This is a genomic window from Desulfuromonas sp. DDH964, assembly GCF_001611275.1.
GTDB lineage: Bacteria > Desulfobacterota > Desulfuromonadia > Desulfuromonadales > DDH964 > DDH964.
Genome location: NZ_CP015080.1, coordinates 469,855 through 493,891, shown reverse-complemented (window position 1 = coordinate 493,891; position 24,037 = coordinate 469,855). Strand labels below are relative to the sequence as shown.

22 protein-coding genes and 2 pseudogenes are annotated in these 24,037 nt (G+C 63.0%); 3 read left to right on the top strand and 21 right to left on the bottom strand.

Annotated features, from left to right (window positions below; genetic code table 11):
* Positions 1-302: 302 nt before the first annotated feature.
* The 13 genes from rsxE to DBW_RS02285 form a co-directional block, all read right to left on the bottom strand.
* Positions 303-896: an electron transport complex subunit RsxE gene (rsxE, locus tag DBW_RS02345; RefSeq protein WP_066723674.1), complete on the bottom strand. Its 594-nt coding sequence runs from the start codon at positions 894-896 to the stop codon at positions 303-305.
* Entirely contained in the window at positions 893-1,495 is a 603-nt protein-coding gene (locus DBW_RS02340; protein ID WP_066723672.1) for an RnfABCDGE type electron transport complex subunit G, read from the bottom strand. Before DBW_RS02340 ends, rsxE begins: the two co-directional genes overlap by 4 nt.
* Positions 1,492-2,493, bottom strand: a complete 1,002-nt coding sequence (locus DBW_RS02335) for an RnfABCDGE type electron transport complex subunit D (protein ID WP_197463708.1) — start codon at positions 2,491-2,493, stop codon at positions 1,492-1,494. Before DBW_RS02335 ends, DBW_RS02340 begins: the two co-directional genes overlap by 4 nt.
* A gap of 1 nt (position 2,494) precedes the next feature.
* Positions 2,495-3,811, bottom strand: a complete 1,317-nt coding sequence (gene rsxC, locus DBW_RS02330) for an electron transport complex subunit RsxC (protein ID WP_066723670.1) — start codon at positions 3,809-3,811, stop codon at positions 2,495-2,497.
* 23 nt (positions 3,812-3,834) lie between these two features.
* Positions 3,835-4,683, bottom strand: a complete 849-nt coding sequence (locus DBW_RS02325) for an RnfABCDGE type electron transport complex subunit B (protein ID WP_066723668.1) — start codon at positions 4,681-4,683, stop codon at positions 3,835-3,837.
* Between the two features lie 147 nt (positions 4,684-4,830).
* Positions 4,831-5,412, bottom strand: coding sequence for an electron transport complex subunit RsxA (gene rsxA / locus DBW_RS02320; protein ID WP_066723666.1), 582 nt, complete (start codon positions 5,410-5,412; stop codon positions 4,831-4,833).
* 138 nt (positions 5,413-5,550) lie between these two features.
* Positions 5,551-5,799 (bottom strand): hypothetical protein, encoded by a 249-nt coding sequence (locus DBW_RS02315; protein ID WP_066723663.1) that lies wholly within the window; start codon positions 5,797-5,799, stop codon positions 5,551-5,553.
* A gap of 15 nt (positions 5,800-5,814) precedes the next feature.
* The gene (locus DBW_RS02310; RefSeq protein WP_066723660.1) at positions 5,815-6,687 is read right to left on the bottom strand and encodes a nucleotidyl transferase AbiEii/AbiGii toxin family protein; all 873 of its coding nucleotides are present in this window, start codon (positions 6,685-6,687) and stop codon (positions 5,815-5,817) included.
* Positions 6,680-7,330 (bottom strand): type IV toxin-antitoxin system AbiEi family antitoxin domain-containing protein, encoded by a 651-nt coding sequence (locus tag DBW_RS02305; protein WP_231875379.1) that lies wholly within the window; start codon positions 7,328-7,330, stop codon positions 6,680-6,682. Before DBW_RS02305 ends, DBW_RS02310 begins: the two co-directional genes overlap by 8 nt.
* A gap of 91 nt (positions 7,331-7,421) precedes the next feature.
* A complete protein-coding gene (locus DBW_RS02300; protein ID WP_066723654.1) occupies positions 7,422-8,912 on the bottom strand; it encodes a class I SAM-dependent DNA methyltransferase in 1,491 nt (496 codons plus the stop codon).
* A gap of 5 nt (positions 8,913-8,917) precedes the next feature.
* Positions 8,918-9,916, bottom strand: a complete 999-nt coding sequence (gene rhuM / locus DBW_RS02295) for a virulence protein RhuM/Fic/DOC family protein (protein WP_066723651.1) — start codon at positions 9,914-9,916, stop codon at positions 8,918-8,920.
* An 86-nt stretch (positions 9,917-10,002) separates the two neighbouring features.
* Entirely contained in the window at positions 10,003-10,560 is a 558-nt protein-coding gene (locus DBW_RS18365; protein ID WP_157471710.1) for a hypothetical protein, read from the bottom strand.
* A gap of 517 nt (positions 10,561-11,077) precedes the next feature.
* Positions 11,078-12,127, bottom strand: a complete 1,050-nt coding sequence (locus DBW_RS02285; protein ID WP_066723639.1) for an IS110 family transposase — start codon at positions 12,125-12,127, stop codon at positions 11,078-11,080.
* 343 nt (positions 12,128-12,470) lie between these two features.
* On the opposite strand from DBW_RS02285, the pseudogene DBW_RS02280 reads away from it, so the two are divergent.
* Positions 12,471-13,655 (top strand): annotated as a pseudogene (locus tag DBW_RS02280) (IS256 family transposase); the annotation flags it as partial.
* A 153-nt stretch (positions 13,656-13,808) separates the two neighbouring features.
* Here the strand turns inward: DBW_RS02280 and istB are convergent.
* Both istB and istA read right to left on the bottom strand, forming a co-directional pair.
* Entirely contained in the window at positions 13,809-14,564 is a 756-nt protein-coding gene (istB, locus tag DBW_RS02275) for an IS21-like element helper ATPase IstB (RefSeq protein WP_066723645.1), read from the bottom strand.
* A 14-nt stretch (positions 14,565-14,578) separates the two neighbouring features.
* Positions 14,579-16,105, bottom strand: coding sequence for an IS21 family transposase (gene istA / locus DBW_RS02270; protein WP_066723643.1), 1,527 nt, complete (start codon positions 16,103-16,105; stop codon positions 14,579-14,581).
* Between the two features lie 292 nt (positions 16,106-16,397).
* Between istA and DBW_RS02265 the strand changes: the two genes are divergently transcribed.
* The gene (locus DBW_RS02265) at positions 16,398-17,447 is read left to right on the top strand and encodes an IS110 family transposase (protein WP_066723639.1); all 1,050 of its coding nucleotides are present in this window, start codon (positions 16,398-16,400) and stop codon (positions 17,445-17,447) included.
* Between the two features lie 604 nt (positions 17,448-18,051).
* Here DBW_RS02265 and DBW_RS02260 read toward each other — a convergent pair.
* The 5 genes and pseudogenes from DBW_RS02260 to DBW_RS02240 form a co-directional block, all read right to left on the bottom strand.
* Positions 18,052-18,399: pseudogene (locus DBW_RS02260) on the bottom strand (four helix bundle protein); the annotation flags it as partial.
* Between the two features lie 251 nt (positions 18,400-18,650).
* Positions 18,651-18,962, bottom strand: coding sequence for a hypothetical protein (locus DBW_RS02255; RefSeq protein WP_066723635.1), 312 nt, complete (start codon positions 18,960-18,962; stop codon positions 18,651-18,653).
* Between the two features lie 28 nt (positions 18,963-18,990).
* Positions 18,991-19,908, bottom strand: a complete 918-nt coding sequence (locus tag DBW_RS02250; RefSeq protein ID WP_066723633.1) for an electron transfer flavoprotein subunit alpha/FixB family protein — start codon at positions 19,906-19,908, stop codon at positions 18,991-18,993.
* Positions 19,909-19,945: 37 nt separating this feature from the next.
* Positions 19,946-20,707 (bottom strand): electron transfer flavoprotein subunit beta/FixA family protein, encoded by a 762-nt coding sequence (locus DBW_RS02245; protein ID WP_066723631.1) that lies wholly within the window; start codon positions 20,705-20,707, stop codon positions 19,946-19,948.
* 27 nt (positions 20,708-20,734) lie between these two features.
* Positions 20,735-22,720: a (Fe-S)-binding protein gene (locus tag DBW_RS02240; protein WP_066723629.1), complete on the bottom strand. Its 1,986-nt coding sequence runs from the start codon at positions 22,718-22,720 to the stop codon at positions 20,735-20,737.
* 236 nt (positions 22,721-22,956) lie between these two features.
* Between DBW_RS02240 and DBW_RS02235 the strand changes: the two genes are divergently transcribed.
* Positions 22,957-23,367: a helix-turn-helix domain-containing protein gene (locus tag DBW_RS02235; protein WP_066723628.1), complete on the top strand. Its 411-nt coding sequence runs from the start codon at positions 22,957-22,959 to the stop codon at positions 23,365-23,367.
* An 82-nt stretch (positions 23,368-23,449) separates the two neighbouring features.
* Here the strand turns inward: DBW_RS02235 and DBW_RS02230 are convergent, their stop codons facing one another.
* Positions 23,450-24,013 carry a chalcone isomerase family protein gene (locus tag DBW_RS02230; RefSeq protein WP_231875378.1) on the bottom strand — a complete coding sequence of 188 codons (564 nt, stop codon included), beginning with the start codon at positions 24,011-24,013 and terminating at the stop codon, positions 23,450-23,452.
* Positions 24,014-24,037: the final 24 nt, after the last annotated feature.

The following is a 24,037-nucleotide window of genomic DNA, read 5'->3' as shown; positions in this document are numbered from 1 at the left end:
AACCCTTTGTCAAGGGAAAAAATACAGTATACTGTATGCAGTTTTTCGAGTAAGAACGCCCGTTTAAATGGGGCTTTGCGGCAGTTTTTAACCCGGTCAAACCGGGTCGGTGACCGCCTCTCGGGTGCGCTTGCACCGCGACCTCGGCCGCGGCGGAAACGCGTGATTGTTAATGGACTTTTAATGAATCTCCCCGCAGCAAGCTACGGGGTATCAAAAGTTTAGATTGATCGCTTTCATCGAAGCAAGCTTCGGGGAATTCGACCCACCTGAGATTAACAATCACGCGTTGCAGAATCGCTTCAACCCCGGCGGGAATCGAACCGGTTCATCAGGGCAAGCAGGATGCCGAGGGCGATAAAGGCGCCGGGGGGGAGGATGAGGAGGAGGAAGGGGGGATAGGCGGCGCCGAACAGGCTGACACCGAGCAAACTGCCGGAGCCGAAGAGCTCCCGTACCGCGCCGAGGACGAAGAGGGCGAGGGTAAAGCCGAGCCCCATGCCGAGACCGTCGGCCAGCGACGGCAGCAGCGGCTTCTTGCCGGCGAAAGCTTCGGCGCGGCCGAGGATCAGGCAGTTGACGACGATCAGCGGGATGAAGATGCCAAGCGCCTTGTAGAGGTCGTAGACGAAGGCCTCCATGCCAAGCTGGACCACGGTGACAAAGGAAGCGATGACGACAATGTAGGCTGGAATCCGGACCTGGGCGGGGATCAGCTTGCGCAGGGCGGAGATCGCCAGGTTCGAGCAGACCAGCACGAAGGTGGTCGCCAGGCCCATACCGAGCCCGTTCTCGGCGCTGGTGGTCACCGCCAGCGTCGGGCACATCCCCAGCACCAGCCGGAAGACGGCGTTTTCACGCCACAACCCCTTGGTAAATTCCTGCAGCAGGTTCATGGCCTGGCCTCCCCGGCGAGAATCTCGGCGCGATGGCCGGCAAAGAACTCCAGCCCCCCCTTAAGGGCGTTGACCACCGCCCGCGGCGAGATAGTGGCGCCGGTGATCTGGTCAAAACCGCCGCCGTCCTTCTTCACGCGCCAGTCGGCGTTCTGCAAAGTCTTGCCGCGGAACTGATCCTTGAACCAGGGCTCGGCGATCTTGCTCCCCAGCCCCGGGGTCTCGGCATGGGAAAGAATCTCCACCCCGGTCACGGCGCCAGCCGCATCGACCCCGACCATGATCTCGATGTTGCCGCTGTAGCCGTCGGGGGCGACGACCTTGAAGGCGACCCCGGCCAGCTCCCCCTCCTTGCGGCCGCGGTAGAAGGTCCGCTGCAGCGGCCGCCCCTTGCGGTCGCTGCCGGCAACCAGGCTGACGCTGTCGCTATCGGGCTGGTTGTCGATCGGCGGCAGCACCGCGGTGAGGGCCTTGAGCATCTCCAGCCGCCGCTGCTCGGCGATCGGCTCCCGGGTCACCCTTTCGACCAGCGAGAGGATCAGGGCGGCGCCGACCGCGATCAGGGTCAGGGCAAAGACGAGGCGGGCGATCTCTTTCATGCCGGCCCTCCCTTGGCCGCGGGGGCGAGGCCGAACTTTTTCGGCCGCACGAAGCGGTCGATCAGCGGCGTCACCGCGTTCATCAGCAGGATGGCGAAGGAGACCCCTTCGGGATAGCCGCCAAAGAGGCGGATCAGCACCGTCACCAGGCCACAGCCGACGCCGAAGATCAGCATCCCCTGCGGCGTCACCGGCGAGGTGACCATGTCGGTCGCCATATAGAAGGCGCCGAGGATCAGGCCGCCGGTCAGCAGGTGGAAGAGGGGGCTCGGGTAACGGGTCGGGTCGATCAGCCAGAAGGCGCCGCCGAGCAGCACCACGCTGCCGAGATAGGCGACCGGGATGTGCCAGGTCAAAACCTTGCGCCAGAAGAGGTAGGCCGCGCCCCAGAGGAGCGCCAGGGCCGAGACCTCGCCGAGGGAACCGGCCATCTGGCCGGTGAAATAGTGCCCGAGTCCGCCGGAGAGGGCCTCGGGGAGCTTGCCGGTAAGCATCACCGCGGTCTTCATCTCGCCGAGCGGCGTCGCGCTGGTGACGGCGTCGAGGCCCGAGCCGAGGGGGGCCGGACTGGTCCAGCTCGTCATCTGCACCGGGAAGGAGATCAGCAGCACCACCCGCGCCACCAGCGCCGGGTTGAAGGGGTTGTGGCCGAGTCCGCCATAGACCTGCTTGCCGATGGCGATCGCCACCACGCTGCCGAGCAGCGAAAGCCACCAGGGGGCGGAGGGGGGGAGGTTCATCGCGAGCAGGATACCGGTCACCGCGGCGCTGCCGTCGCCCAGGGTCAGGGCCTGCCCCATCCCCTTGCGGCAGAGGGCCTCGGTCGCCAGGCAGCCCAGGGTGCAGAGGAGCAGGGTGACAAGCGCCGGCCAGCCAAAGAGATAAAAGGCGACGGCGCAGGCCGGCAGCAGGCTGATGATGACGTCGCGCATCACCCGGTCGGTAGTCACCCCCGAGTGGGCGTGGGGGGAACTGGAGAGATAGAGCGGCGATTCCACGTCAGCCCTTCCTTCGCTTGGCAAGGATTGCCGCCTTGGCCTGGCGGATGGCCTGGACCAGCGGGATCGCCGCCGGGCAGGTGTAGGTACAGCAGCCGCACTCGATGCAATCCATGGCATCGAACCCCTCCGCCTCGTCGAAGCGGTCGAGGCGGGCGCAGGCGGCGATGGCGGTCGGCAGGATATGGGCCGGGCAGGCGCGCACGCAGCGCCCGCAGCGGATGCAGGGACCTTCCGGCGCCCGCGGGAACTGGCCCGGGCCGAAGAGGAGCAGCCCCGAGGTGCCGCGCGTCACCGGCGCTTCGAGTCCGAGCTGGGCGCTGCCCATCATCGGGCCGCCCATGATGATTTTGGCGAGTTCCCCCTTGGCGCCGCCGCAGACCGCCACCAGGTGCGAGAGCGGGGTGCCGATGCGCACCCGCAAATTCTGCGGATTGGCGATCGCCGGCCCGGAGACGGTGGCGATCCGTTCCACCAGCGGCCGGCCGTGGCGCACCGCGTCGGCAACCGCCGCCGCGGTGCCGACGTTCTGCACCACCACCCCGACGTCCATCGGCAGGCCGCCGGAGGGGACCTCCTTGCCGATGAGGGCGAGGATCAGCTGCTTCTCGGCCCCTTGCGGATACTTCACCGCCAGCGCCACCACCTCGATGCTGGTGCCGGCACAGGCCTTGGTCATGACGGCGATGGCGTCGGGCTTGTTCGCCTCGATGCCGAGCAGGGTCCGGCGCACGCCGAGGAGCCGCTGCAGAATGGTGATGCCGTCGACGATCCGCTCCGGATTCTCCAGCATCAGGCGGTGATCGGCGGTCAGGTAGGGCTCGCACTCGACGCCGTTCAATATCAGGGTGTCGATCGGCTTGTCACCCGGGGGGGTCAGCTTGACGTGGGTCGGAAAGGTCGCGCCGCCGAGGCCGACGATGCCGGCGGCGCGGATGCGGTCGCGCAGACTCTCGTCGTCCTGCTCTTCGGCCGGAATCCCTGCCAGGCCGTCGATCCAGCGATCCTCCCCGTCCGGTTTGATTACCACCGCCGGCAACGGCTTGCCGGCAGGGTGCGGGCGCGGCTCGACCGCCACCACCGCACCCGAGGTCGAGGCGTGCACCGGCACCGAGACGAAGCCCCGGGCCTGGCCGACCACCTCCCCCTTGGCCACCAGGTCGCCAACCTTGACGCAGGCGTCCGCCGGCGCCCCGATGTGCTGCGAGAGGGGGATCACCAGCTCCGCCGGCAGCGGGCAATCGACGATCGCCTTGTGCGCCGTGAACTGCTTGTTGTCGGGCGGGTGCAGCCCGCCGGGAAAACTCTTGAGTCTCATCGCATCACTTCCGGGCCACCGGCTCACGCGGCCCGGCCGGCCGTGGTCGGGCAGGTCGGCGCGCTAAAACGGCTCCCCTCGGGATAGCCCTCGGCAAAATCACGAATGCACCTGGTCGGGCACTTGGCCACCGCCGCGGCGGCCTCCTCCTGATGCTCGTAAACGACCCGGGCCAGGGAATTCTCGATCACGTAGGCCGCGGGGACGGTCTTGTGGCAGATCTGGCAGGCAATGCAGCCGACCTGACAGTACTTGCGCACCAGCGCCCCCTTGTCCTGGCTGTTGCAGAGGACATGCACGGTCGCCCGCAGCGGCGCCATGGCGATCACCTGGCGCGGGCAGGCGGCAATGCACTTGCGGCAGCCGGTGCACTTCTCGCGACTGATCACCGCCAGTCCGGCGGCGGTCATCTCAATGGCGCCGAAGGGGCAGACCCGGGCGCAGGTTCCGAGGCCGAGGCAGCCGCCGGGGCAGCTCTTCGGCCCGTCGGCGATGCGCTGGGCGGCGGTGCAGTCGTAGATGCCGAGGTAGTGGTACTTGAGCTTGGCGCGGTCATTGTCCCCCTGGCAGCGCACCACCGCCACCTGCGGTTCCGCCGCCGTCGCCTCGACCCCGAGGATGTGGGCTATCTGCGCTACCGTGCCGGCGCCCCCCGGGGTGCAGAGGGTCGGATCGGCCGTGCCGCCGGCTACCGCCTTGGCGTAGGCGCCGCAGCCGGGGTAGCCGCAGGCGCCACAGTTGGCCCCCGAGAGGACCTCGAGGATGGCGAGCTCGCGCGGGTCGACCTCGACGGCAAACTTGCGCGCCGCCAGCCCGAGGGCGAGCGCCGCGAGCAGACCGATACCACCGAGGCTGAGGATGGAAGCAAGCATTGGACTATCCGTGATTCGTAACAGGCAACAAGTGAATGAATCTCCCCGCAGCAAGCTACGGGGTATCAAAAGTTTAGATTGATCGCTTTCATCGAAGCAAGCTTCGGGGAATTCGACCCACCTGAGATTAAATGGCGCTGGAACGCCTCACCCCTTGACGAGGCCGGCGAAACCCATGAAGGCCAGCGACAGCAGGCCGGCCGTGATCAGGGCGATGGCGGTGCCGCGAAACGCCGGCGGCACCGGCGAGTAGTCGAGGCGCTCGCGCAGGCCGGCGAAGAGGACCATCGCCAGGGTGAAACCGAGGGCCGCGCCGATGGCGAAGACGACGCTCTCGATAAAGTTGTAGCCCTTCTGGATGTTGAGGACCGCCAGACCGAGAACCGCGCAGTTGGTGGTGATCAGCGGCAGGAAGATGCCGAGGGACTGGTAGAGGACCGGGCTCGCCTTCTGGATCACCATCTCCACCAGCTGCACCAGCGAGGCGATGACGAGGATGAAGGCGATGGTCTGCAGGTACTCGATACCGAAGGGGATAAGAATGAAGTACTGGATCAGCCAGGTCACCACCGCGGCGATGGTCATGACAAAGGTCACCGCCATCCCCATGCCGAGGGCGGTCTCCACCTTCTTCGACACGCCGAGGAAGGGGCAGATGCCAAGGAAGCGGGAGAGGACGAAGTTGTTGACGAAGATGGTGCTGACCAGGATCAGCAGCAGTGCGGTCATGGCATCGTTCCCGGGGGCTAAATTGGTCTGACCACCGCTTTATAGGATAACCGCAAGGCCCGTGTCAACTGATTTTCTTCTCATTTGCGGGGAGGAGCAGGCGACTGGAATGACCGGAAGGCTGTTGATAAAACGCTATCAGGGGAGGGGCATTCCCCGTTCTGAAGATAGGGCCATGGACCGCAGAGGGATCCGCCAGGTCTGTCCCATTGAGAGATCAACTCTTTGGGAGTCGGCCATCCCCCTAAGAACGTCTCCACTGCCGTTCTCTCTTGCTTGGGCCCGCCTTTGCTCTTGATTCTTTTGCGCTCGCGCAAAACCGAACTCTTCACGCAGCCGTTTCAGAATGGCCTGCTCAATCGCCTCTTCGGAGATGAAGTTCTCCATGGCGGGTCCCCCCTCCTACTCTTCGACAATTACAATCCTTGCGGCCACGTCCCGGAAGAAATCGGCCGACCAGAGCGCCAGTGTCTGGCGATCCCGGACAAAGGGCGCCACGTCTTGCCGCGCCTGCTCGACGTCGAGGCGGGCGATGGCGGCCTCCAACAGATAACCGAAGTCTTCCCGGCCCAGGGATGGCGGTCCCGACCAGTGCCCGGTCTGCCGCATGCGCTTTTCCAGGTGATGCAGGTTGAGCTGTGGGTGATGGGCCGCGTACCAGACCAGGTCGTACCAGTCGCGCCCCTTGACCCGGTTCTTCCATTTGCGGCAGAGGAGCGCGTGCATCTTGCCGGCAAACAGGCTGGGGAGCGTGTAGCAGCGCACGGCAAAAGGGATTGGTAGCAGCAGGTAGCGGGTGATAGTCAGGAAACCGGGCGGCGGGTCGGTGTCGACCTCGACCTTGATCTTCAAAACCTGCCCCGGCGGCACGTTTTGGGTGAGCCGCTGGTCGGCTTCGATCACCATCAGCTCGCTGCGCGTGTTCGCCTTGAGAAAGGCCGACTGCACGGCGGTCTCCACCGTCTTCTCCACCGTCTCTACCCACAGGTTGAAACCGAACGCGCGCACCTCTTCTTCCAACGCGGCGCTGAAACGTTGCAGCGAGAAATCGGGCTCCGGCGCCAGCAGGGAGAAATCGAGGTCTTCGGAAAACCTGTCGAGACCGTGGAGAATCCGCAGGGCAGTGCCGCCGTAAAAGGCCGCGTGCTCAAAAAAACGGGCCCGCCACAAGCCGAGCAGGGCCACCTCCTGAATGATCTCCCGCAACGCCCCCACCTGATCGTCGAGACTTTTGCTCTCGTACCTGGCCAGCATCCGCGCCACGGCATCATGCATGGGTCACCTCCGCCTTCTGCAGTCGGGCGAGCAGTTGGCCCAGCACCTTCAGCCGCCGCGAACGATAGCCCTCTGCGATGACCAGGATGGCCGCGGGGTCGAGACCCGCGAGGGCGGACTCTTCAATACGCAGGCTGTCTACAAGGAAAACAAGCAGCTCCTTTTGCGTCCGCAGGGCGCTTCCCCGTTCTGCCACTACGCGGTCGGCCAGCGCCTTTTCCGGTACCGCCATGAGAAACGCCCGCCCGTCGGCCAGTTCGATCCGGTCGATGCCGATCCGGTAGGCCGCCATGGGGATGGCGCGGTAGCTGAAATGTCCGACGGGAGTGTCGAAGCTGCGGGACCGGCCGCAGGTAACCGAGGTGATGGTCTCGACCCCTTCCGGGATCAGTCCATGGTAATGGAGGGCATATTCGAGAGAGACGCTGGAGGGGCCGTAGATGAGGTTGGCCAGCAGTTCGCGGCAGTACGGGGCGCGGCGGTGCTGCTCGCTGAAGAGGTAGAGCCCCTTCTTGACGCGGACGATTTCCCCCTTGGCCAGAAGAGAGGTGATCTTCTTGCGCGGATGCGCATACCCCCGCAGCGAATCCAGGAGGATCTGATAGTCGAACTCTTCATAGGGAATTTTCTGGCGCAGGTCCATGAGCATGACCAAACAATAGAACTTTTATGCAGAGTAAGTCCACAATTATTTCACTTACCATGCTGAAAACAACAATTCTCTCCGGTTCTGGTCATGACTCTACCGCCACCGCTTCCCCCAAATCCTCCGCAATCAACCGAAACTGCTCCAGCGCCGCCTGCAAGTCCTCAACAATCTCCGCCGCCAGTACACCCGGTGCCGGCAGGTTGTCCGAATCCTCCAACGAGTCGTCCTTGAGCCAGAAGATATCGAGGCTCGCCTTGTCGCGGGCGATGAGGTCGGCGTAGTCGTAGCAACGCCAACGGCCGGTCGGGCTCTCGGCGCTCCAGGTGGCGGCGCGGGGCTTGGCGGCGTAGAGCTGGACGAACTCGTCGAGATCGGATCGTTTCAGGGGATTGGTCTTGAGGGTGAAGTGGACGTTGGTGCGCAGGTCGTAGATCCAGAGCTTCTTGGTCCAGGGTGTTTCGCTGGCCGGCTTGCGGGTGAAGAAGAGGACGTTCGCCTTCACCCCCTGGGCGTAGAAGAGGCCGGTCGGCAGGCGCAGCAGGGTGTGGACGTCGCACTCGTGCAGCAGCTTGCGGCGGATGGTTTCCCCGGCCCCGCCCTCGAACAACACGTTGTCCGGCACCACCACGGCGGCGCGGCCGTGCTGCTTGAGCAGGGTCTTGACGTGCTGCATGAAGTTGAGCTGCTTGTTGCTGGTGGTGGCCCAGAAGTCGTCGCGTTCGATGGTTTCGGTCTCGCGGTTGACTTTGCCGTCTTCGGCGACGATGGTGGTGCTGCTCTTCTTGCCGAAGGGGGGATTGGTGAGGATGATGTCAAAACGCTCCCCCGGATCGGCGGCGAGGGAGTCGCTCACCGCGAGCGGCAGGGCGCCATCGCCACCGCCGATGCCGTGCAGCATCAGGTTCATGGCGCAGAGCCGCGCCGTCGACTGCACCAGCTCCCACCCCTTGAAGGTTCCTTCCCTGAGCGCCTTGCGCTCCTCCCTGGACATGTGCGGATGCTTGCTGACGATGGCATCGTGGGCGGCCAGCAGAAAGCCGCCGGTGCCGCAGGCCGGGTCGCAGACCGTCTCCCCCGGTTTGGGGGCGATGACATCGACGATGGCCTGGATCAGCGGCCGCGGGGTGAAGTACTGGCCGGCACCGCTCTTGGTGTCCTGGGCGTTCTTCTCCAGCAGCCCCTCGTAGGCGTCCCCCTTGACATCGGCGCTCATCACCGACCAGTTTTCCTTGTCGATCAGATCGACGATCAGGCGGCGCAGTTTGGCCGGGTCCTGAAACTTGTTCTGCGACTTATTGAAGATCAACCCGAGCAGGCCCTTCTCGTTGCCGAGATTTTCCAGGGTGTGGCGATAGTGGTCAAAGAGTTCATCGCCGTCCTTCTTCACCAGCGTCGGCCAGGCCCATTGCAGCGGGACGGTGCTGGGATGGTTGTAGGGCGGCTTGGTGCGCTCGTCGGCCATCTTAAGGAAGAGGAGATAAGTGAGCTGTTCGACGTAGTCGCCGTAGCTCATGCCGTCGTCGCGCAGGACGTTACAGAAGTTCCAGAGTTTGGATACGATGGCTGCTGGTGTCATGATGTTTAGTCGTTGCTCCGGTTGATCAGGTTGACGATGACTTTGACAATGGTCTCTTTCTCGTCGGGACGGCTCTCGGCGATCAGCAGAGTCAGCGCCACCAGGGCGTTGTCGGCGAGGCGCTTGGAGCCGTCGGGACGATAGAGGATGGCATTGGCGGCGAGAAAGTAGATGAAGAGCGCGGCAGCGATGCGCTTGTTGCCGTCGCTGAAGGCGTGGTTCTTGACCACGAAGTAGAGCAGGTTGGCCGCCTTCTCCTCGACACTCTGGTAGAGTTCCTTGCCGTCGAAAGTCTGGTAGATCGTGCCGAGGGCGCTCTTGAATCCCTGGTCCTTCTCAATGCCGAAGAGGCCGTCGAACTCCCCCTTCATCGCCCGCACGAGTGAAATCCCCTCGTCGTAATCGATGACGTGCAGCGCCGCGCCGGTCGTCCCCGCAATGGTCAGGGTGCCGTGGTCGTAGCGGTCGAGGGTGGCGAGGGCGTAGGCGTAATCGTTGATCACCCGCAGCACGTCTGTGCCGGTCTCGGTGACCAGTTCCTGCGTTGTCAGGGTGCGGGCGAGGAGATCGACGGTCTGCTGCATCTCGCGCAGTTTGGCTCTTTCTTCGCGCAGGCGCTGTTCATGGATGGTGTAGCCCTTGACCAGATGATCTTTGAGAACCTGGGTTGCCCAGATGCGAAACCGGGTCGCTTTGTCAGAATTCACCCGATAACCGATCGAAATGATCATGTCCAGATTGTACGAAACCTCGGCCCTGCTCACCGAGCGCTCGCCTTCGCGACGAACTCTTTCCATTTTGGAAACAGTTGCCTCGGCAGCAAGTTCGCCGGAAGCGATAATATTTCGCACATGTTTGGAAATCGCGGGAACCTTGACGTCAAAAAGATCAGCCAGCTGCTTTTGAGTCAGCCAAACGGTTTCGTGATCGAGCTGGACATCGAGACGGGTTCTCCCGTCGTTGGCCTGATAGATCAGAATCGTATTTTGTTCATCTGGTTGCATGACTCAACTCCGTCCTTCGAAGCAGTGCTCCGGAAATTCCGGAACACTGCGGAAGCAATATGCATATTTTGCACATTGCTTTTGTGTTAAGTGCGTTGATACCGCGCCCCGCGCTTTTCCCCCGTCTGCCGCACCTTCCCTATCCGCTTCAATTCCTGAATCGCCGCATTCCACTGGCCGGTGGAGAGACCGAGCGGATCGGCAAGTTCGGCGCGGGCGTAGTCGTGGCCGGGTTGCATGTGGGCGAGGATGGCGGCGGTGACGTCGTCGATGCAGGTGAAGGCGGTGCCGGCGGCGGAAGCCGGTTCCCCCTCACCCGGCCTGCGGCCACCCTCTCCCCTGGGGAGAGGGGCTGCCTTTATACCCCTCGCCCTCTGGGAGAGGGGCTGGGGTGAGGGCGCTTTGGTCCGTATCCGCTCCAGCAGCACGCTGGTCGGTTCGTCGCCCTCGTCCTGGGGGACGAGCCCCCCGGAGAAGGCTTGTTTGAGGATCGATTGGCGCAGGCGCTCGGCGCGGCGCAGGTTGGCGTCGACCTGGGCTTCGGCTCCGGCGACGATGGAAGAGGCGGCGTTCGACTTCGGCGACGATTTGGTTTTGTTCGGCGAGAGGGGGGAGAGGGAACCCAATTGTGCTGAATCGCGCAAGACTAACCCTTATCAGGCCCCCGGCCGTCAAGGGTAAAAAAGTCCGATAACGAAAAAGGTTTTTCCTCCCGTTCTTTGACAAGCGACTGATCTCTTAAGAGCCAACCGGGTTCCGGCTTGGGATTCACTTCTGGCTGCAGACGAATTCTGCTCCAAACACTTATCGAGGCTCTGTACGCAGGGGCTCTTTCGAGTCCTCCCTGCCGCCTGGAATCACGCTCGTGCCCTCATGCCGTCCCAATCAAAATAGCGAGGTCCATCTTGGTGCCGATGGCCGCAGTTAGGTGCGGGATCGGGGAAGGGGCAGAATCCGGCGCGGGCCCTTTGGACCATCGCGCAAGCTGTTGGAGCGGGGTGGACCTCCAATCAAAACAAACCGGCTGGCGGAAGTTGGCGGATGATGCGGCCCAAGTCGGGCTGTTGGCCCAGAAGTCTGCGCTTGCTTATGGCCGCCGAGCTTATCTCGCCGCTGTGGTTGCCTCCAGTTAGACGGTCTGGCTGATCCGCCCCCTCCGCGTCAGGCGGCCTTGCGCAGGAACCTGTCCTGGTCGAAGGGCACCTGATTTTTGAGCATGTAATAGACGGCACGACCGAGACGATGGGCCAGGATGGCCAGGGCTTTCCCCTTGCCGTGCTTGCTGGCCAGGCGTTGCAGCATGGTTTGAGCCGGCTTGTTCCCTTTGAGCATCAGCACCACGGCCTCGCCAAAAGCCCAGCGCAGATGGGCGTTGCCGATCTTCTTGCCCGAATGGCCATAATGCTTGCCGTTCGATTCCTTGCCCGGCTTGACCAGCCGGCAATAGGAGGCAAAGTCCTGCTCGCGGGGGAAGCGGGCGATGTCCTCGATCTCGTAGAGCATCACCATGCCGAGGATCTTGCCGACCCCGGGAATCGATTTGAGCAGCGCCAGGTTGATCGGATCATGACCGGTGGCGATGCGCTCCAGTTCCCGCTCCAGTCGATCCAGCAGCTGTTCGTAATGTTCGATGGTGAGCAGGTCGACCTCGACCATGCGACGTACCACCGAATCGGGAAACTTTTTGAGCAGATCACCGCGCTCGCTCGGTTTGGCGATACGTCCCAGCGGCTCGGGGAGGTTGTACTGGGTGGCGGTGTTCTGGATGTGGGCGAAGAGTTCGCCCCGTTTGCGGGCGAGATGATTGCGGCGGCGCAGCAAGTCCCTCGTCGCCCGCATCGGCTTGGGGTAGGTATAGGCCAGCGGAAAAGAACCGCCGCGCAGCAGTACGGCGATCTTGTGGGAATCGATGCGATCGTTCTTGGCCTTGCCGCCGTGAATTGCCTTCATGTAGAGGGCATGACCGAGGACGAAGTCAATCTCCTGCTCGGTGCACAGATCGGCCAGCCAGTACCAGGTAAACATGCACTCGCAGCCGACCACGATGCCGGAGCGGTAGGGTTTGATCAGTCGCAGGAAGTTTTTCGGTTTGGTCGGGATGTTCTGATGAACCACCACCTCGCCGGTCGCATCAAGGATGCAGACGTACATGGCGTCTGCATGCAGATCGACGCCGCAATAGAATTGGTGCTGTTTCGTGTAGAATTTCATGGTGCAGGCTCCTTTCTTTGAGAGGGTTTCTTGTTTCTCAAAGGATACCGGATGGTCCGGTATCTATGGAGGGGGCCTGCACTAGTATCATTTAACTGCGCGACACCTTTAGTCACTCCAAGGATTTGGTTTTTTATAACTTTCGACTCAATTGCTCGCAGGAAAAACAACTTGTTCAACATACTTGAAACTAGTCGAAGCTTGATGCAATCAGCGGTGATTACTGCTTCGTGACAACTTTCTGGATATAGACATACGTCACCGGGAGGAGCGAGGGTGTAAAAAAGATTGTGTAAATGGCCATTCAGGGGTACACCGGGACCCCACCCTCTAAGGAGCCCCCATGGCCATCGAAAAAGATCTGCTGGACCGTCTGCTTGCCGACTACAAGAAGCCCGAAGACCTGATCGGCGAAACCGGCTTGCTTAAACAGCTCACCAAGGCCCTTCTGGAACGAGCTTTGGAAGCGGAATTGACCCAACACCTGGGGCACGAGAAGCATGCTCCCGTGGCCACGAAAGGCGGCAATGCCCGCAATGGCAAGTCGGCCAAAACCATCAAGGGCGAATTCGGCAAACTGCCGATCGAGGTTCCGCGTGACCGGGACAGCAGCTTCGAGCCGCTCATCATTCCCAAGGGCCAGACCCGCTTCGCCGGCTTCGACGGCAAGATCATCTCCCTCTACGCCCGGGGGATGACGACCCGGGAGATCCAGGGGCATCTGGAAGAGATTTATGGCGTCGAGGTCTCTCCCGCCCTCATTTCCAGCGTGACCGATGCCGTCGCGGACGAGGTCAAGATCTGGCAGAACCGACCGCTCGACGCCCTCTATCCCATCGTCTATATGGACGCGGTCCGGGTCAAGGTGCGAGACAACGGCCACGTCAGCAATAAAGCGGTCTACCTGGCCCTGGGCGTCACCCTGGACGGCATCAAGGAGGTCCTGGGCATGTGGGTGGCCGAGAACGAGGGCGCCAAGTTCTGGCTACAGGTGGTGACCGAGTTGAAAAACCGGGGTGTCGAAGACATCTTCATCGCCTGCGTGGACGGGCTCAAAGGTTTCCCCGAGGCCATCGAAGCAGTCTTTCCTCGCACCCAGGTCCAGCTCTGCCTCGTTCACATGGTGCGCCATTCTCTCCGCTACGTCTCCTGGAAACAGCGCAAGGAAGTGGCGGCCGATCTGAAGTCCATTTACCAGGCCGCGACGGCCGAGCAGGCCGAAATGAACCTGACGGAGTTCGAAGCGAAGTGGGATAAAACCCACCCCTCCATCGGCCAGTCCTGGCGGCGCAACTGGGAGAGAATCACCCCTTTTTTCGCCTACCCGGCGGAGATTCGCAAGGTGATCTACACCACCAATGCGATCGAATCGCTAAACATGTCGCTGCGCAAGGTCACCAAGAACCGGGGCTCATTCCCCAACGACGCAGCCATGTTCAAACTGCTCTACCTGGCGCTGAACAATATCGCCAAGAAATGGACCCTGCCGATTCGGGACTGGAAGGCCGCCCTCAACCAGTTCTCTATCTTGATACTAGTGCAGGCCCCCTCCATAGATACCGGACCATCCGGTATCCTGCGGATTCCGATGAAAGTTGCCAGCCGTTCCAGCGCAAAGTTGCCACTCGTTCCAAGGCAAAGTTGCCAGTGATCGGAGCGTAGCGACGCTGGAGTTTTTGTCTTACGCCAAGTTGCCGATCGGGTCAAGCTGGGATCGCCGTTTGCGCATCGATTCTCCTTTCAAGGTGAGCCGGTAGGCGTTGTGGATGAGGCGGTCGAGGATGGCGTCGGCGACCGTCGGATCCCCGAGGTAGTCGTGCCAGGCTTCGACCGGAAGCTGGCTGGTGATCAGGGTCGAACGCAGATTGTGGCGGTCCTCGAGGATTTCGAGCAGATCGCGGCAACCGGCGGCGGTCATGGGGGCGAGCCCCCAATCGTCGAGGACGAGCAGTTGAGTCTTGGCGACTCTATCCATCATCTTGGGGTAGCGGCCGTCGGCCCGCGCGAGGGCCAGTTCCTCCAGGAAGCGGGGCAGGCGCAGGTAGAGGGTCTTGCAGCCGAGGCGGCAGGCCTTGTGAGCCAAGGCGCAGGCGAGGTAGCTCTTGCCGACGCCGGTGGGGCCGGTGATGAGAATGTTGTGGCCCTTGGCGAGGTAGCGACCGCCGGCCAGCGCCAGCACGAGGTCGCGGTCGAGTCCCCGGGGTGCCCTCCAGTCGAGGTCCTCGATGCAGGCGCTCTGACGCAGCCGGGCCGTGCGCAGGCGAGTGGTGAGCCGGCGGCTGTCGCGCTCGGTCTGCTCGCGGTCGACCAGCAGGCCGAGGCGCTCCTCGAAGCTCAAGGCATCGGCGGTCTCGCTAAGGCGCTGTTCCTGAAGGGCCTTGAGCATGCCGGTCAGCTTGAGGGCGCGCAGTTTGTCGTCGGTGGGGTGGCTGAGCATGGTGGTCTCCTTGGTCAGTGGTAGTAGCCGGCGCCGCGGATGTTGTCGTGACTCGGCAGCAATGAGAGTTGGGACTCGGTGGACTCGGGGAGCGACTGGCGGTCCAGTCCGGTTTTGAGGATCGAGGCGACGCTCTTGAGGCGACAGGCGTTTGTTGCCAGGGCCCGCTGGCAGGCCGCCTCCAGGCGCTCGGGCGTGTAGGTCTTGGCCAGCCGGATCAGCCCCAGGACGCTGCGGTAGCCCTGCTGGGGATGGGCCCGTGAGGCCAGGATCTTCTCTGCCAAGGCGGCGGTGTGCGGTCCGGTTTTGGCCGCCCAGGAAACCAGGCGCTGCGGCGTCCATTCGGCATACTCCCTGTGGCTTTTGGGCATGTGCTCGCCGAGAGTGGTGTGGCGACCGCGCTCAGAGGAGCGGACATGGGAGGCCACCCGTTGCCCTTTGTGCAGAAATTCGACGGTGGTCGCCGTCAGGCGCACGTCGAGCTGCTGCTTCACCAGCACATACGGGACCGAGTAGTAGTGGTGGTCGACTTCGGCATGGTAATCGATGTTGACCCGCGCATGGCGCCATTCGGCGAACGTATAGGGGGTCGCCGGCAGAGGATTCAGAGCCGGACGTTCCAGGGTGTCGAAGAGCTGCTGGCGGCAGCCGGGAAGCTTCTTGAAGGGGCGCCGGTTGAGGTGCTCCACCAGCTCCCGAATGGCGGCGTTGGCCTCGGCCAGACTGAAGAAGGTACGGTTGCGCAGCCGCGCCAGGATGAAGCGCTCGGCGACCAGAACCGCCGCCTCGACCTTGGCCTTGTCTTTGGGTTTGCGCACCCGCGCCGGAATCACCGCGCAGCCATAGTGAGCGGCCAGCTCCGCATAGGTGGGGTTGATGTCCGGTTCGTAGCGGCAGGGTTTGGAGACGGCGCTTTTCAGGTTGTCCGGAACAACGATCTCGGGCACTCCGCCGTAGAAGGAGAAGGCCCGGACATGCGAGCCGATCCAGTCCGGCAGCCCTTGGGTCCAGGTGGCTTCGGCAAACGTCTGGGAACTCGCCCCCAGGGCCGCGACGAACAGTTGCGCTTCGCGGATCTCGCCGGTGCGGCGGTCGACGATCGGCAGGGTCTGGCCGGTGTAGTCGACAAACAGCTTCTCGCCGGCTTTGTGCACCTGACGCATCGACAGACGCAGTTTGCCGGACCACTCACGGTACAGATCGCAGAAACGGCTGTAGCGATACCCCTCGGGATGGCTGTTCTGGTATTCCTCCCAGAGCAGCCCCAGGGTGACGCCCTTGCGCTTGAGTTCCTGATGGATGGTCGCCCAGTCGGGCATGGGGCGCTGGTCGGCGGGAATGACTGGCGCTGGCGGAAAGAGCAACTGTTCAAGTCGGGTTTCGTCCAGATTCTCTGGCAGCGGCCAAGACAACCCGGCGTGAGCGGCGCGTCTCAGAAATTCGCCCACCGTGGTGTGTGACGTGCCGACGGAGCGGGCGATGGCCCGCTGTGTCAGGCCGGCTTCGTAATGCAGACGCAGAACGTCCTTGATCTTGCGCATGGATAACCTCGTGTGTGCCAATGGGACCACCTCCTGGAAAAAGTCCAGAAGGTTGTACCCCGCGGTTACCCAGCGTCGCGAGAACTTTGATCAGTCTGACAGATTCACCGACCTCTTCCGCTCAAACTGGAAAGTTTGGATCGGAACGGGTGGAAACCTTGCGTCGGAATGACTGGCAAGTTTGGATCGGAATCAGTGGCAAGTTTGCATCGGAATCGGTGGAAAGTTTGGCTCGGAATACGCAGTATCCTTTGAGAAACAAGAAACCCTCTCAAAGAAAGGAGCCTGCACCATGAAATTCTACACGAAACAGCACCAATTCTATTGCGGCGTCGATCTGCATGCAGACGCCATGTACGTCTGCATCCTTGATGCGACCGGCGAGGTGGTGGTTCATCAGAACATCCCGACCAAACCGAAAAACTTCCTGCGACTGATCAAACCCTACCGCTCCGGCATCGTGGTCGGCTGCGAGTGCATGTTTACCTGGTACTGGCTGGCCGATCTGTGCACCGAGCAGGAGATTGACTTCGTCCTCGGTCATGCCCTCTACATGAAGGCAATTCACGGCGGCAAGGCCAAGAACGATCGCATCGATTCCCACAAGATCGCCGTACTGCTGCGCGGCGGTTCTTTTCCGCTGGCCTATACCTACCCCAAGCCGATGCGGGCGACGAGGGACTTGCTGCGCCGCCGCAATCATCTCGCCCGCAAACGGGGCGAACTCTTCGCCCACATCCAGAACACCGCCACCCAGTACAACCTCCCCGAGCCGCTGGGACGTATCGCCAAACCGAGCGAGCGCGGTGATCTGCTCAAAAAGTTTCCCGATTCGGTGGTACGTCGCATGGTCGAGGTCGACCTGCTCACCATCGAACATTACGAACAGCTGCTGGATCGACTGGAGCGGGAACTGGAGCGCATCGCCACCGGTCATGATCCGATCAACCTGGCGCTGCTCAAATCGATTCCCGGGGTCGGCAAGATCCTCGGCATGGTGATGCTCTACGAGATCGAGGACATCGCCCGCTTCCCCCGCGAGCAGGACTTTGCCTCCTATTGCCGGCTGGTCAAGCCGGGCAAGGAATCGAACGGCAAGCATTATGGCCATTCGGGCAAGAAGATCGGCAACGCCCATCTGCGCTGGGCTTTTGGCGAGGCCGTGGTGCTGATGCTCAAAGGGAACAAGCCGGCTCAAACCATGCTGCAACGCCTGGCCAGCAAGCACGGCAAGGGGAAAGCCCTGGCCATCCTGGCCCATCGTCTCGGTCGTGCCGTCTATTACATGCTCAAAAATCAGGTGCCCTTCGACCAGGACAGGTTCCTGCGCAAGGCCGCCTGACGCGGAGGGGGCGGATCAGCCAGACCGTCTAACTGGAGGCAACCACAGCGGCGAGATAAGCTCGGCGGCCATAAGCAAGCGCAGACTTCTGGGCCAACAGCCCGACTTGGGCCGCATCATCCGCCAACTTCCGCCAGCCGGTTTGTTTTGATTGGAGGTCCGCCCCGCTCCAACAGCTTGCGCGATGGTCCAAAGGGCCCGCGCCGGATTCTGCCCCTTCCCCGATCCCGCACCTAACTGCGGCCATCGGCACCAAGATGGACCTCGCTATTTTGATTGGGACGGCATGAGGGCACGAGCGTGATTCCAGGCGGCAGGGAGAACCAGGTCGACAAAGACCGGCCCCTGCATCAAGAGCCTCGATAAGTGTTTGGAGCAGAATTCGTCTGCAGCCAGAAGAGAATCCCAAGCCGGAACCCGGTTGGCTCTTAAGTGATCAGTCGCATGTCAAAGAACGGGAGGGAAAACCTTTTTCGTTATCGGACTTTTTTACCCTTGACGGCCGGGGGCCTGATAAGTGTTCGAAGGCAGGTTGCCGGTTTACTGACGACAAAAACCCAAGCCATTTACACAAACTGATTTACACCGCCGTCTCATGTCTTGATCGACCCAGCCTCCTCACAAACAGCGCCTCCCGGCTCTCCTTCGCCCACAGCCGCAACCCCTTGGTTCGCAGAAAGTCGCGATAATCTTCCAGCAACTCTTCGAGACTGGCGCGGGCGACATTGGTCAGCTTGATTTCGGTCTCTTTCGAACTCCCCGAGGCCATGCTCCCTTCGAGGATATTCTGCTTGCCGGACCGGGCGGCCTGCACCATCTGGTCGCGGGTGCGGCTGCGCCGGTCGATGTAGCGCTCACAGAAGTAGACCGTGGCATCGAAGACGATCCCGGCCTTGCGAAAGGAGAGCAGTTGTTGATAACCGCCATGGGGCGGGATGAATCGGTCGCTCACGCTCCCCTCTCCCACGCTTACCGCAACCGGCGTTGCCGGGCACTGCAGACGCAAAAAGCCGCCGGCCTCGGCATACATGCTGCCGAAACCCGCGGCTTGCGGAATGTAACGAATGTGGACGCCCCCCGGCCATCCCCATACCCCCCCATGATTTGCTCCCTGGCCATTTCCTGCACCAGGAGAGCCTGTATTTCGTAACACAGGGGATGGGCACCGTCAAGAGACGCCACCCAAAAAAGATGAAGCCCTCCCTACTCCCCCTTGCCGAAGGCCGCGAGAAAGAGCTTCAGCCGTTGCGGGTCGTTCGACTTGATCGCCCCGCTCAGAAAGTCCTTCAGGCCGGGGCGATACCCGTCATTCCAGATCTTCAGAAAGAAGTTTTCCTCCATCTTGCAGACGCAGTCGGCTTCGGCCACGGTCCGGCCGAGCTCGACCCGGCAGGCGTCCTTCTGCAGAAAGACCGTGCGTTTCACCGCACCGATGGAAAAGTAGAAGGTGACCGGCTCATTGACGCAGCCTGGCTGATAGTGCTGTTCCAGCGTGGCGAAGATCTTTTCTACCATGTCACGTTTGCTCCTTGGCGCGCTGCGATCAGCCGGCCAGCTTGGCGGTGAGGGCGGGGACGAACTGCTTGAGGTCGGCGACCACCAGCACGTCGGCGATTTCGCCGATCGGCGCCTCCTTGTCGGTGTTGATGGCGACGATGTAGTCCGATTTCTTCATCCCGGCCAGGTGCTGGATCGCCCCGCTGATGCCGCAGGCGACGTAGAGCTTGGGCGCCACCGTCTGCCCGGTGGAGCCGACCTGCCGGCTGTGGTCGGCCCAGCCGGCGTCGACCACCGGCCGGCTCGCCCCGTATTCGCCGTGCAACGTTTTCGCCAGCGCTTCGATCAGCGCCAGGTTCTCCGGCTTGCCGATGCCGCGCCCGGCGCTGACGATCACCTCGGCCTTGCCGAGATCGACGCCCCCCTTCTCGGCGGCTTCGTAGCCGGTCAGGCGGATGCCGCTGCCGGCGCCGGCGACGCTCAGCTCTTCGAGCTGCGGAGTGCCGGCGGGGGGGGCGGAGAGGCTGAAGGCGCCGGCCTGCAGGGTGACGATGGTGACGGGCCCCTTGGCGGCGACGGTGCGGCGCAGCTTGGCGTTGCAGGCCGGCACCAGGTAGCCCCCCTCGACGACGTCGATCACTTCGGAGATCTGCGGCGCCGAAAGGGCGGCGGCGAGGCGCGGCGCGAGGTCCCAGCCGTAGGAGGAGTGGCAGAAGACGACCAGCTCGGGCTGCTCTTTTTCGATCGCCTGCTGCAAGAGCGCCTTGTGCAGGTCGGGCTGGTAGTCGCCGGCGGCGCCGGCGTCGGCGAAGTAGAGGGGGCCATCAAACTGGGGCAGGCTCTGGCGGCTGCCGACCAGGAACATGGCGCTCTGGGCCCCGAGTTTCTGGGCAAAGGCGAGCGGTTCGTAGCTGGCGGCGAGGAGCTCTCCCTGGCGGGATTCGGCAACGAGCAAGGCTTTCATCGGGTCTCTCCCTGGTTGACGGGTCGTGGTTTCGGCACTAGCGCAGCACGGCGGTCTTTTCTTTCAGCAGCGCCAGCAGTTGGTCGGCGAGGGCGCCGACCTCCCCTTCGAGCACCAGCCCGCCCCCCTTCTTCTCCGGATAAGCGGTCTTGAGGGTGGTGGTGCGCCCTTCCGGAACGCTCACCGGCAGGGCGGCGATCTCTTTCTTCTTCGCCTTCATGATGTTGGGCAGAGTCGGGTAGCGCGGGGTGTTGAGGCCGAGCTGGCAGGTGAAGAGGGCCGGCAGGGTTACTTCAACGACGGCCTTCACCCCCCCTTCGAGCTCGCGCTTGACGGTGGCGACGCTCCCCGCCAGGCTAAAGTCGACGATGGTGGTGACGGCGTTGAGGCCAAGGGCTGCGGCGAGCAGCACGCCAACCTGGGCGCTGCCGCGGTCCTGGGACTGCAGGCCGGTGAAGACGACGTCGAACTGCTCGTCCTTGGCGTAGGCGGCGATTGCCGCGGCAATCTGGGACGGGTCCTTCGCGAAGCTGGCATCGTCCTGCAGGTGGACGCCGCGGTCGGCCCCCATCGCCAGCGCCTTTTTAAGCGCTTCGCGCACCCGCTCGGGGCCGAGGCTCAACACCACCAGTTCGCCGCCGCTCTGCTCCTTGAGCTGCACCGCCTGTTCGACGGCGTACTCGTCGTACTCGTTCATGCGCCAGGCGAGGTCCTGCTCGCTGTACCAGGTCCCGGCGGCGTTGAGCTTGAAGCGCGATTCCAAATCCGGAACCTGCTTGATGCAGACGAGGATCTTCATGGGTGGGGCCTCCTGTGGTCTCAATCTTCAGATTCGCTCCGCCAGCAGTTCGGCGAGGTCTTTCGGGGCGAGGCTCTCTTCGAAGCCGGCCCCCTTGACGCCGTCCTCGAACATGGTCAGGCAGAAAGGGCAGCTCGAAACCAGCAGCGGCGCACCGGTGGCGGCGGCCATGGCGGCGCGCTTCTCGCTGATGCGGCTGCCGAGTTTCTCTTCGGCGAGGATGCGGCCGCCGCCGGCGCCGCAGCAGAAGCTCTCCCGGCCGCTCTTTTCCATCTCGTTGAGGCGCCCGCCGGCGGCTGCGATGAGCTGGCGCGGCGCGGCGAAGAGGTCATTGTAGCGGCCGAGGTAGCAGCTGTCGTGGTAGGTGCAGGCAAACTCGGCGGCCTTGAGCGGCAGCTTCCCCTGCGCCAGCAGTTCGGCGAGAAAGGCGGTGTAGTGCGCCACCGGCAGGTCGAGGCCGAGATCACGGTAGTCCTTGGCAAGGGTATTGAAGCAGTGGGGGCAGCTGGTGACGATCCTCTTGACGCCATACCCCTTGATCAGCTCGATATTCTCGGCGGCCATCATCTGGTAGAGGTACTCGTTGCCGAGCTTGCGCATCGGCTCACCGCAGCACTTCTCCTCTTTGCCGAGGATGCCGACCCTGAGCCCGGCGGCCTGGCAGAGCCGGATGAAGCTCTTCGCGACCTTGATGTTGCGCTTGTCAAAGGAGGCGTAGCAGCCAACGAAGTAGAGGAGGTCGACCTCGGGGTCTTCGGCGAGGGGCTTGATGCCGAGCTCTTCGGCCCAGTCACCACGACCGGCGTAGCCCATGTTGAGGGGATTGCCGTTGACCTCGGTCGCCTCCAGTGCTTTCTGCACCTCTTCGCCCGGGAACTCCCCTTCCATCAGCACCAGGTTGCGGCGCATGGCGACGATCTTGGGGACGTGCTCGATGGTGGCGGGGCAGATCTCCTGGCAGGCGCGGCAGGTGGTGCAGGCCCAGAGCTCGTCGCGACCGATGGTCTCGACCAGCCCGGGGGCGGCAGTCGCGGCGGCCGGGGCAAAGGCGAGCTCCTGCAGCTGGTTGACGATCTTCATCGGCGACAGCGGCTTGTCGGTGGCGAAGGCGGGGCAGCGGTCCTGGCAGCGCTTGCAGTAGGTGCAGGCGTCGGCGTCGAGCAGATCCTTCCAGGAGAGGTCGGAAAGCTGCGCGGCACCGAAGTGCTCGGAACTTTCGTCTTCGAGATCGAGGGTGGCCAGCTGGCCGACCGGGCCGCGGTCGCGAAAGAGGCTGTTGGCCGGGGTGAGGAGCAGGTGGCGCAGCTTGCTGAAGGGGATCAGGGCGATAAAGCCGAGGGCGAGGAGGAGGTGCAGCCACCAGAGTCCGCGATGGAGGCTTTGCAGGCTGGTCGTCTCGACGCCGGCAAAGAAGTTGGCAAAGACCAGCCCCACCGGCGACCAGGCGGCGAGCGGCGTACCGAGTTCGGTGGCGGCCATGCGCAGCCCCTCGACGACGAAACCGCTAACCAGGATCACCAGCAGCAGAACCAGCATCAGGGCGTTGTCGCCGCTGCTCGGCAGGCCGGCAGGACGCACCAGATAGCGGCGCACCCCGAGGCCGAGCAGCATGACGATGGCGACCAGCCCGGCAATATCGAGGGTCAGGGAGAAGAGGAGGTAAAATCCGCCCTGGAGAAAACGCACGTCAAAGAGCGGGTCGAGGATGTCGGCCTGGATGAAGATCAGGGTGGTGCCGATGGTCAGCAGGACGAAGCCCCAGAAGAAGAGGGCATGGGCGGTGCCGGCGCCGGCGACCCGCAGCACCCGCAGCTGGCCAAAGGCGCTGGTCAGCATCTCGGTGACGCGCGCCCCGAGCTGGTCTCGCCGGTCAAGGGGCTCTCCCTGGCGATAGACCCGGATCCGTTGCCACAGCCCCCAGCCCAATACCGCCAGCGCCAGCAGCGCCAGCAGATACATGGGGATCAGCACCCCATGGCCGACATTCCAGTAGATTTCCCGTGTCTGGTTCATCGCCTCGCTCCGCTCTCGTTGAGAATCATCACGGCTGCGGCCCTGCGCCGTACCAGGTACGCCAGCTATAAAATAACTTTACGTTAAGGTCAATAAAAAATAGAACGTTTTTACATTTTTTCAATTAGCTTCACAACTAACTGACTTTTATAATGAATATCCAGGCGAAAAGGATTGACAGCACCGCATTAAGATGATATCTGAAAGGAAATTTAAGTTACGTAAAGGTCACACTTATGAGCGCCAGCACGGAACAGGCCACCCAGATTGGCACCGTCGCCAAAAAACTCGGCGTCACCACCCGCACCATCCGCTACTACGAGGAGATCGGCCTGATGGGGCCGCCGGAGCGCCTCGGCGGTGGCGCCCGCATGTACAACCGCGCCGACGTGCTGCGCCTGAAGTTCATTCTCAAGCTCAAGGAGCTCGGCATCACCCTCAAGGAGATGCAGGAACTGGCCGCCAACTTCGACACCCAGAGCCAGGATTTCGAGTCGATCACCCCGAAGCTGGTGGAGATCCTCGACGGTCATATCAGCAAGGTCGACCAGAAGATCGCCAACCTCTCCTCGCTGCGCCGGGAGATCGTCGACTACCGCAGCCGCATCGTCGACATCCTGCAGGGGAACGCCCCGCCGGTTCGTTGACGCCCCCAGCGGCAATCAGCGCCACATCCGCCGCAATCTCTTCTTTACCTCCGCCACCACCGGGGCCAGGCGGACCGCCGGTCTAGTCCTGGCCGAGCATCCCCGCCTTCAGGTCGGCGTCCGCCGGCTGCTCGCCAAGGTAGATCAGCAGCACCCCGCGCGCCAGGGCCGGGTCGGTGACGCTGCCGAGGACGCGCCCGTTGTGGCTGGCGCTGACCGTGCCGTCCGCCCCCACTTGCAGGTCAACCCGGTCGCCGCGGACAAAGTCGGCGTCGAACCAGCCGAGGAAGGCCCTGGCGCTGGCACTCCCGACCAGGCCGGGGCTGTTCTTCTCGAACCCCTCGGCAAAGGCGTCGACGATCTTCTTCTTGTCGACCTTGTCGTAGACGAAATCCATGCGCACCAGCTTGGCGCCGGGCAGCGCCAGCACCTGGGCGGTGCTGGTGGCCGGCTGGGCGGTGTAGAGGGAGCCGACGTAGATCTTGAAGAAGAATTTTTTGCGGATGCCGTAGCCGTTAAGCTGCAGCCGCTCACCGCCAAGGCCCACCTCGGGCGCCAGTTGCACTCCCGCCACCTCCAGCGCCGCGGCATTTCCGGCCACCAGCATCAGTCCGACCAGCAGTAGCGGCAACAATCGTTTCAGCATCGTCGTTCCTCCTCGGTTTGCCCC

Excerpts from the sequence above, each read along its gene's own strand:
- rsxE (WP_066723674.1), bottom strand. The coding sequence starts at position 896 with ATGAACCTGCTGCAGGAATTTACCAAGGGGTTGTGGCGTGAAAACGCC.
- DBW_RS02340 (WP_066723672.1), bottom strand. The coding sequence starts at position 1,495 with ATGAAAGAGATCGCCCGCCTCGTCTTTGCCCTGACCCTGATCGCGGTC.
- rsxC (WP_066723670.1), bottom strand. The coding sequence starts at position 3,811 with ATGAGACTCAAGAGTTTTCCCGGCGGGCTGCACCCGCCCGACAACAAG.
- DBW_RS02325 (WP_066723668.1), bottom strand. The coding sequence starts at position 4,683 with ATGCTTGCTTCCATCCTCAGCCTCGGTGGTATCGGTCTGCTCGCGGCG.
- rsxA (WP_066723666.1), bottom strand. The coding sequence starts at position 5,412 with ATGACCGCACTGCTGCTGATCCTGGTCAGCACCATCTTCGTCAACAAC.
- DBW_RS02315 (WP_066723663.1), bottom strand. The coding sequence starts at position 5,799 with ATGGAGAACTTCATCTCCGAAGAGGCGATTGAGCAGGCCATTCTGAAA.
- DBW_RS02310 (WP_066723660.1), bottom strand. The coding sequence starts at position 6,687 with ATGCATGATGCCGTGGCGCGGATGCTGGCCAGGTACGAGAGCAAAAGT.
- DBW_RS02305 (WP_231875379.1), bottom strand. The coding sequence starts at position 7,330 with ATGGACCTGCGCCAGAAAATTCCCTATGAAGAGTTCGACTATCAGATC.
- DBW_RS02300 (WP_066723654.1), bottom strand. The coding sequence starts at position 8,912 with ATGACACCAGCAGCCATCGTATCCAAACTCTGGAACTTCTGTAACGTC.
- rhuM (WP_066723651.1), bottom strand. The coding sequence starts at position 9,916 with ATGCAACCAGATGAACAAAATACGATTCTGATCTATCAGGCCAACGAC.
- DBW_RS02285 (WP_066723639.1), bottom strand. The coding sequence starts at position 12,127 with ATGAAATTCTACACGAAACAGCACCAATTCTATTGCGGCGTCGATCTG.
- istB (WP_066723645.1), bottom strand. The coding sequence starts at position 14,564 with ATGCTCAGCCACCCCACCGACGACAAACTGCGCGCCCTCAAGCTGACC.
- istA (WP_066723643.1), bottom strand. The coding sequence starts at position 16,105 with ATGCGCAAGATCAAGGACGTTCTGCGTCTGCATTACGAAGCCGGCCTG.
- DBW_RS02265 (WP_066723639.1), top strand. The coding sequence starts at position 16,398 with ATGAAATTCTACACGAAACAGCACCAATTCTATTGCGGCGTCGATCTG.
- DBW_RS02255 (WP_066723635.1), bottom strand. The coding sequence starts at position 18,962 with ATGGTAGAAAAGATCTTCGCCACGCTGGAACAGCACTATCAGCCAGGC.
- DBW_RS02250 (WP_066723633.1), bottom strand. The coding sequence starts at position 19,908 with ATGAAAGCCTTGCTCGTTGCCGAATCCCGCCAGGGAGAGCTCCTCGCC.
- DBW_RS02245 (WP_066723631.1), bottom strand. The coding sequence starts at position 20,707 with ATGAAGATCCTCGTCTGCATCAAGCAGGTTCCGGATTTGGAATCGCGC.
- DBW_RS02240 (WP_066723629.1), bottom strand. The coding sequence starts at position 22,720 with ATGAACCAGACACGGGAAATCTACTGGAATGTCGGCCATGGGGTGCTG.
- DBW_RS02235 (WP_066723628.1), top strand. The coding sequence starts at position 22,957 with ATGAGCGCCAGCACGGAACAGGCCACCCAGATTGGCACCGTCGCCAAA.
- DBW_RS02230 (WP_231875378.1), bottom strand. The coding sequence starts at position 24,013 with ATGCTGAAACGATTGTTGCCGCTACTGCTGGTCGGACTGATGCTGGTG.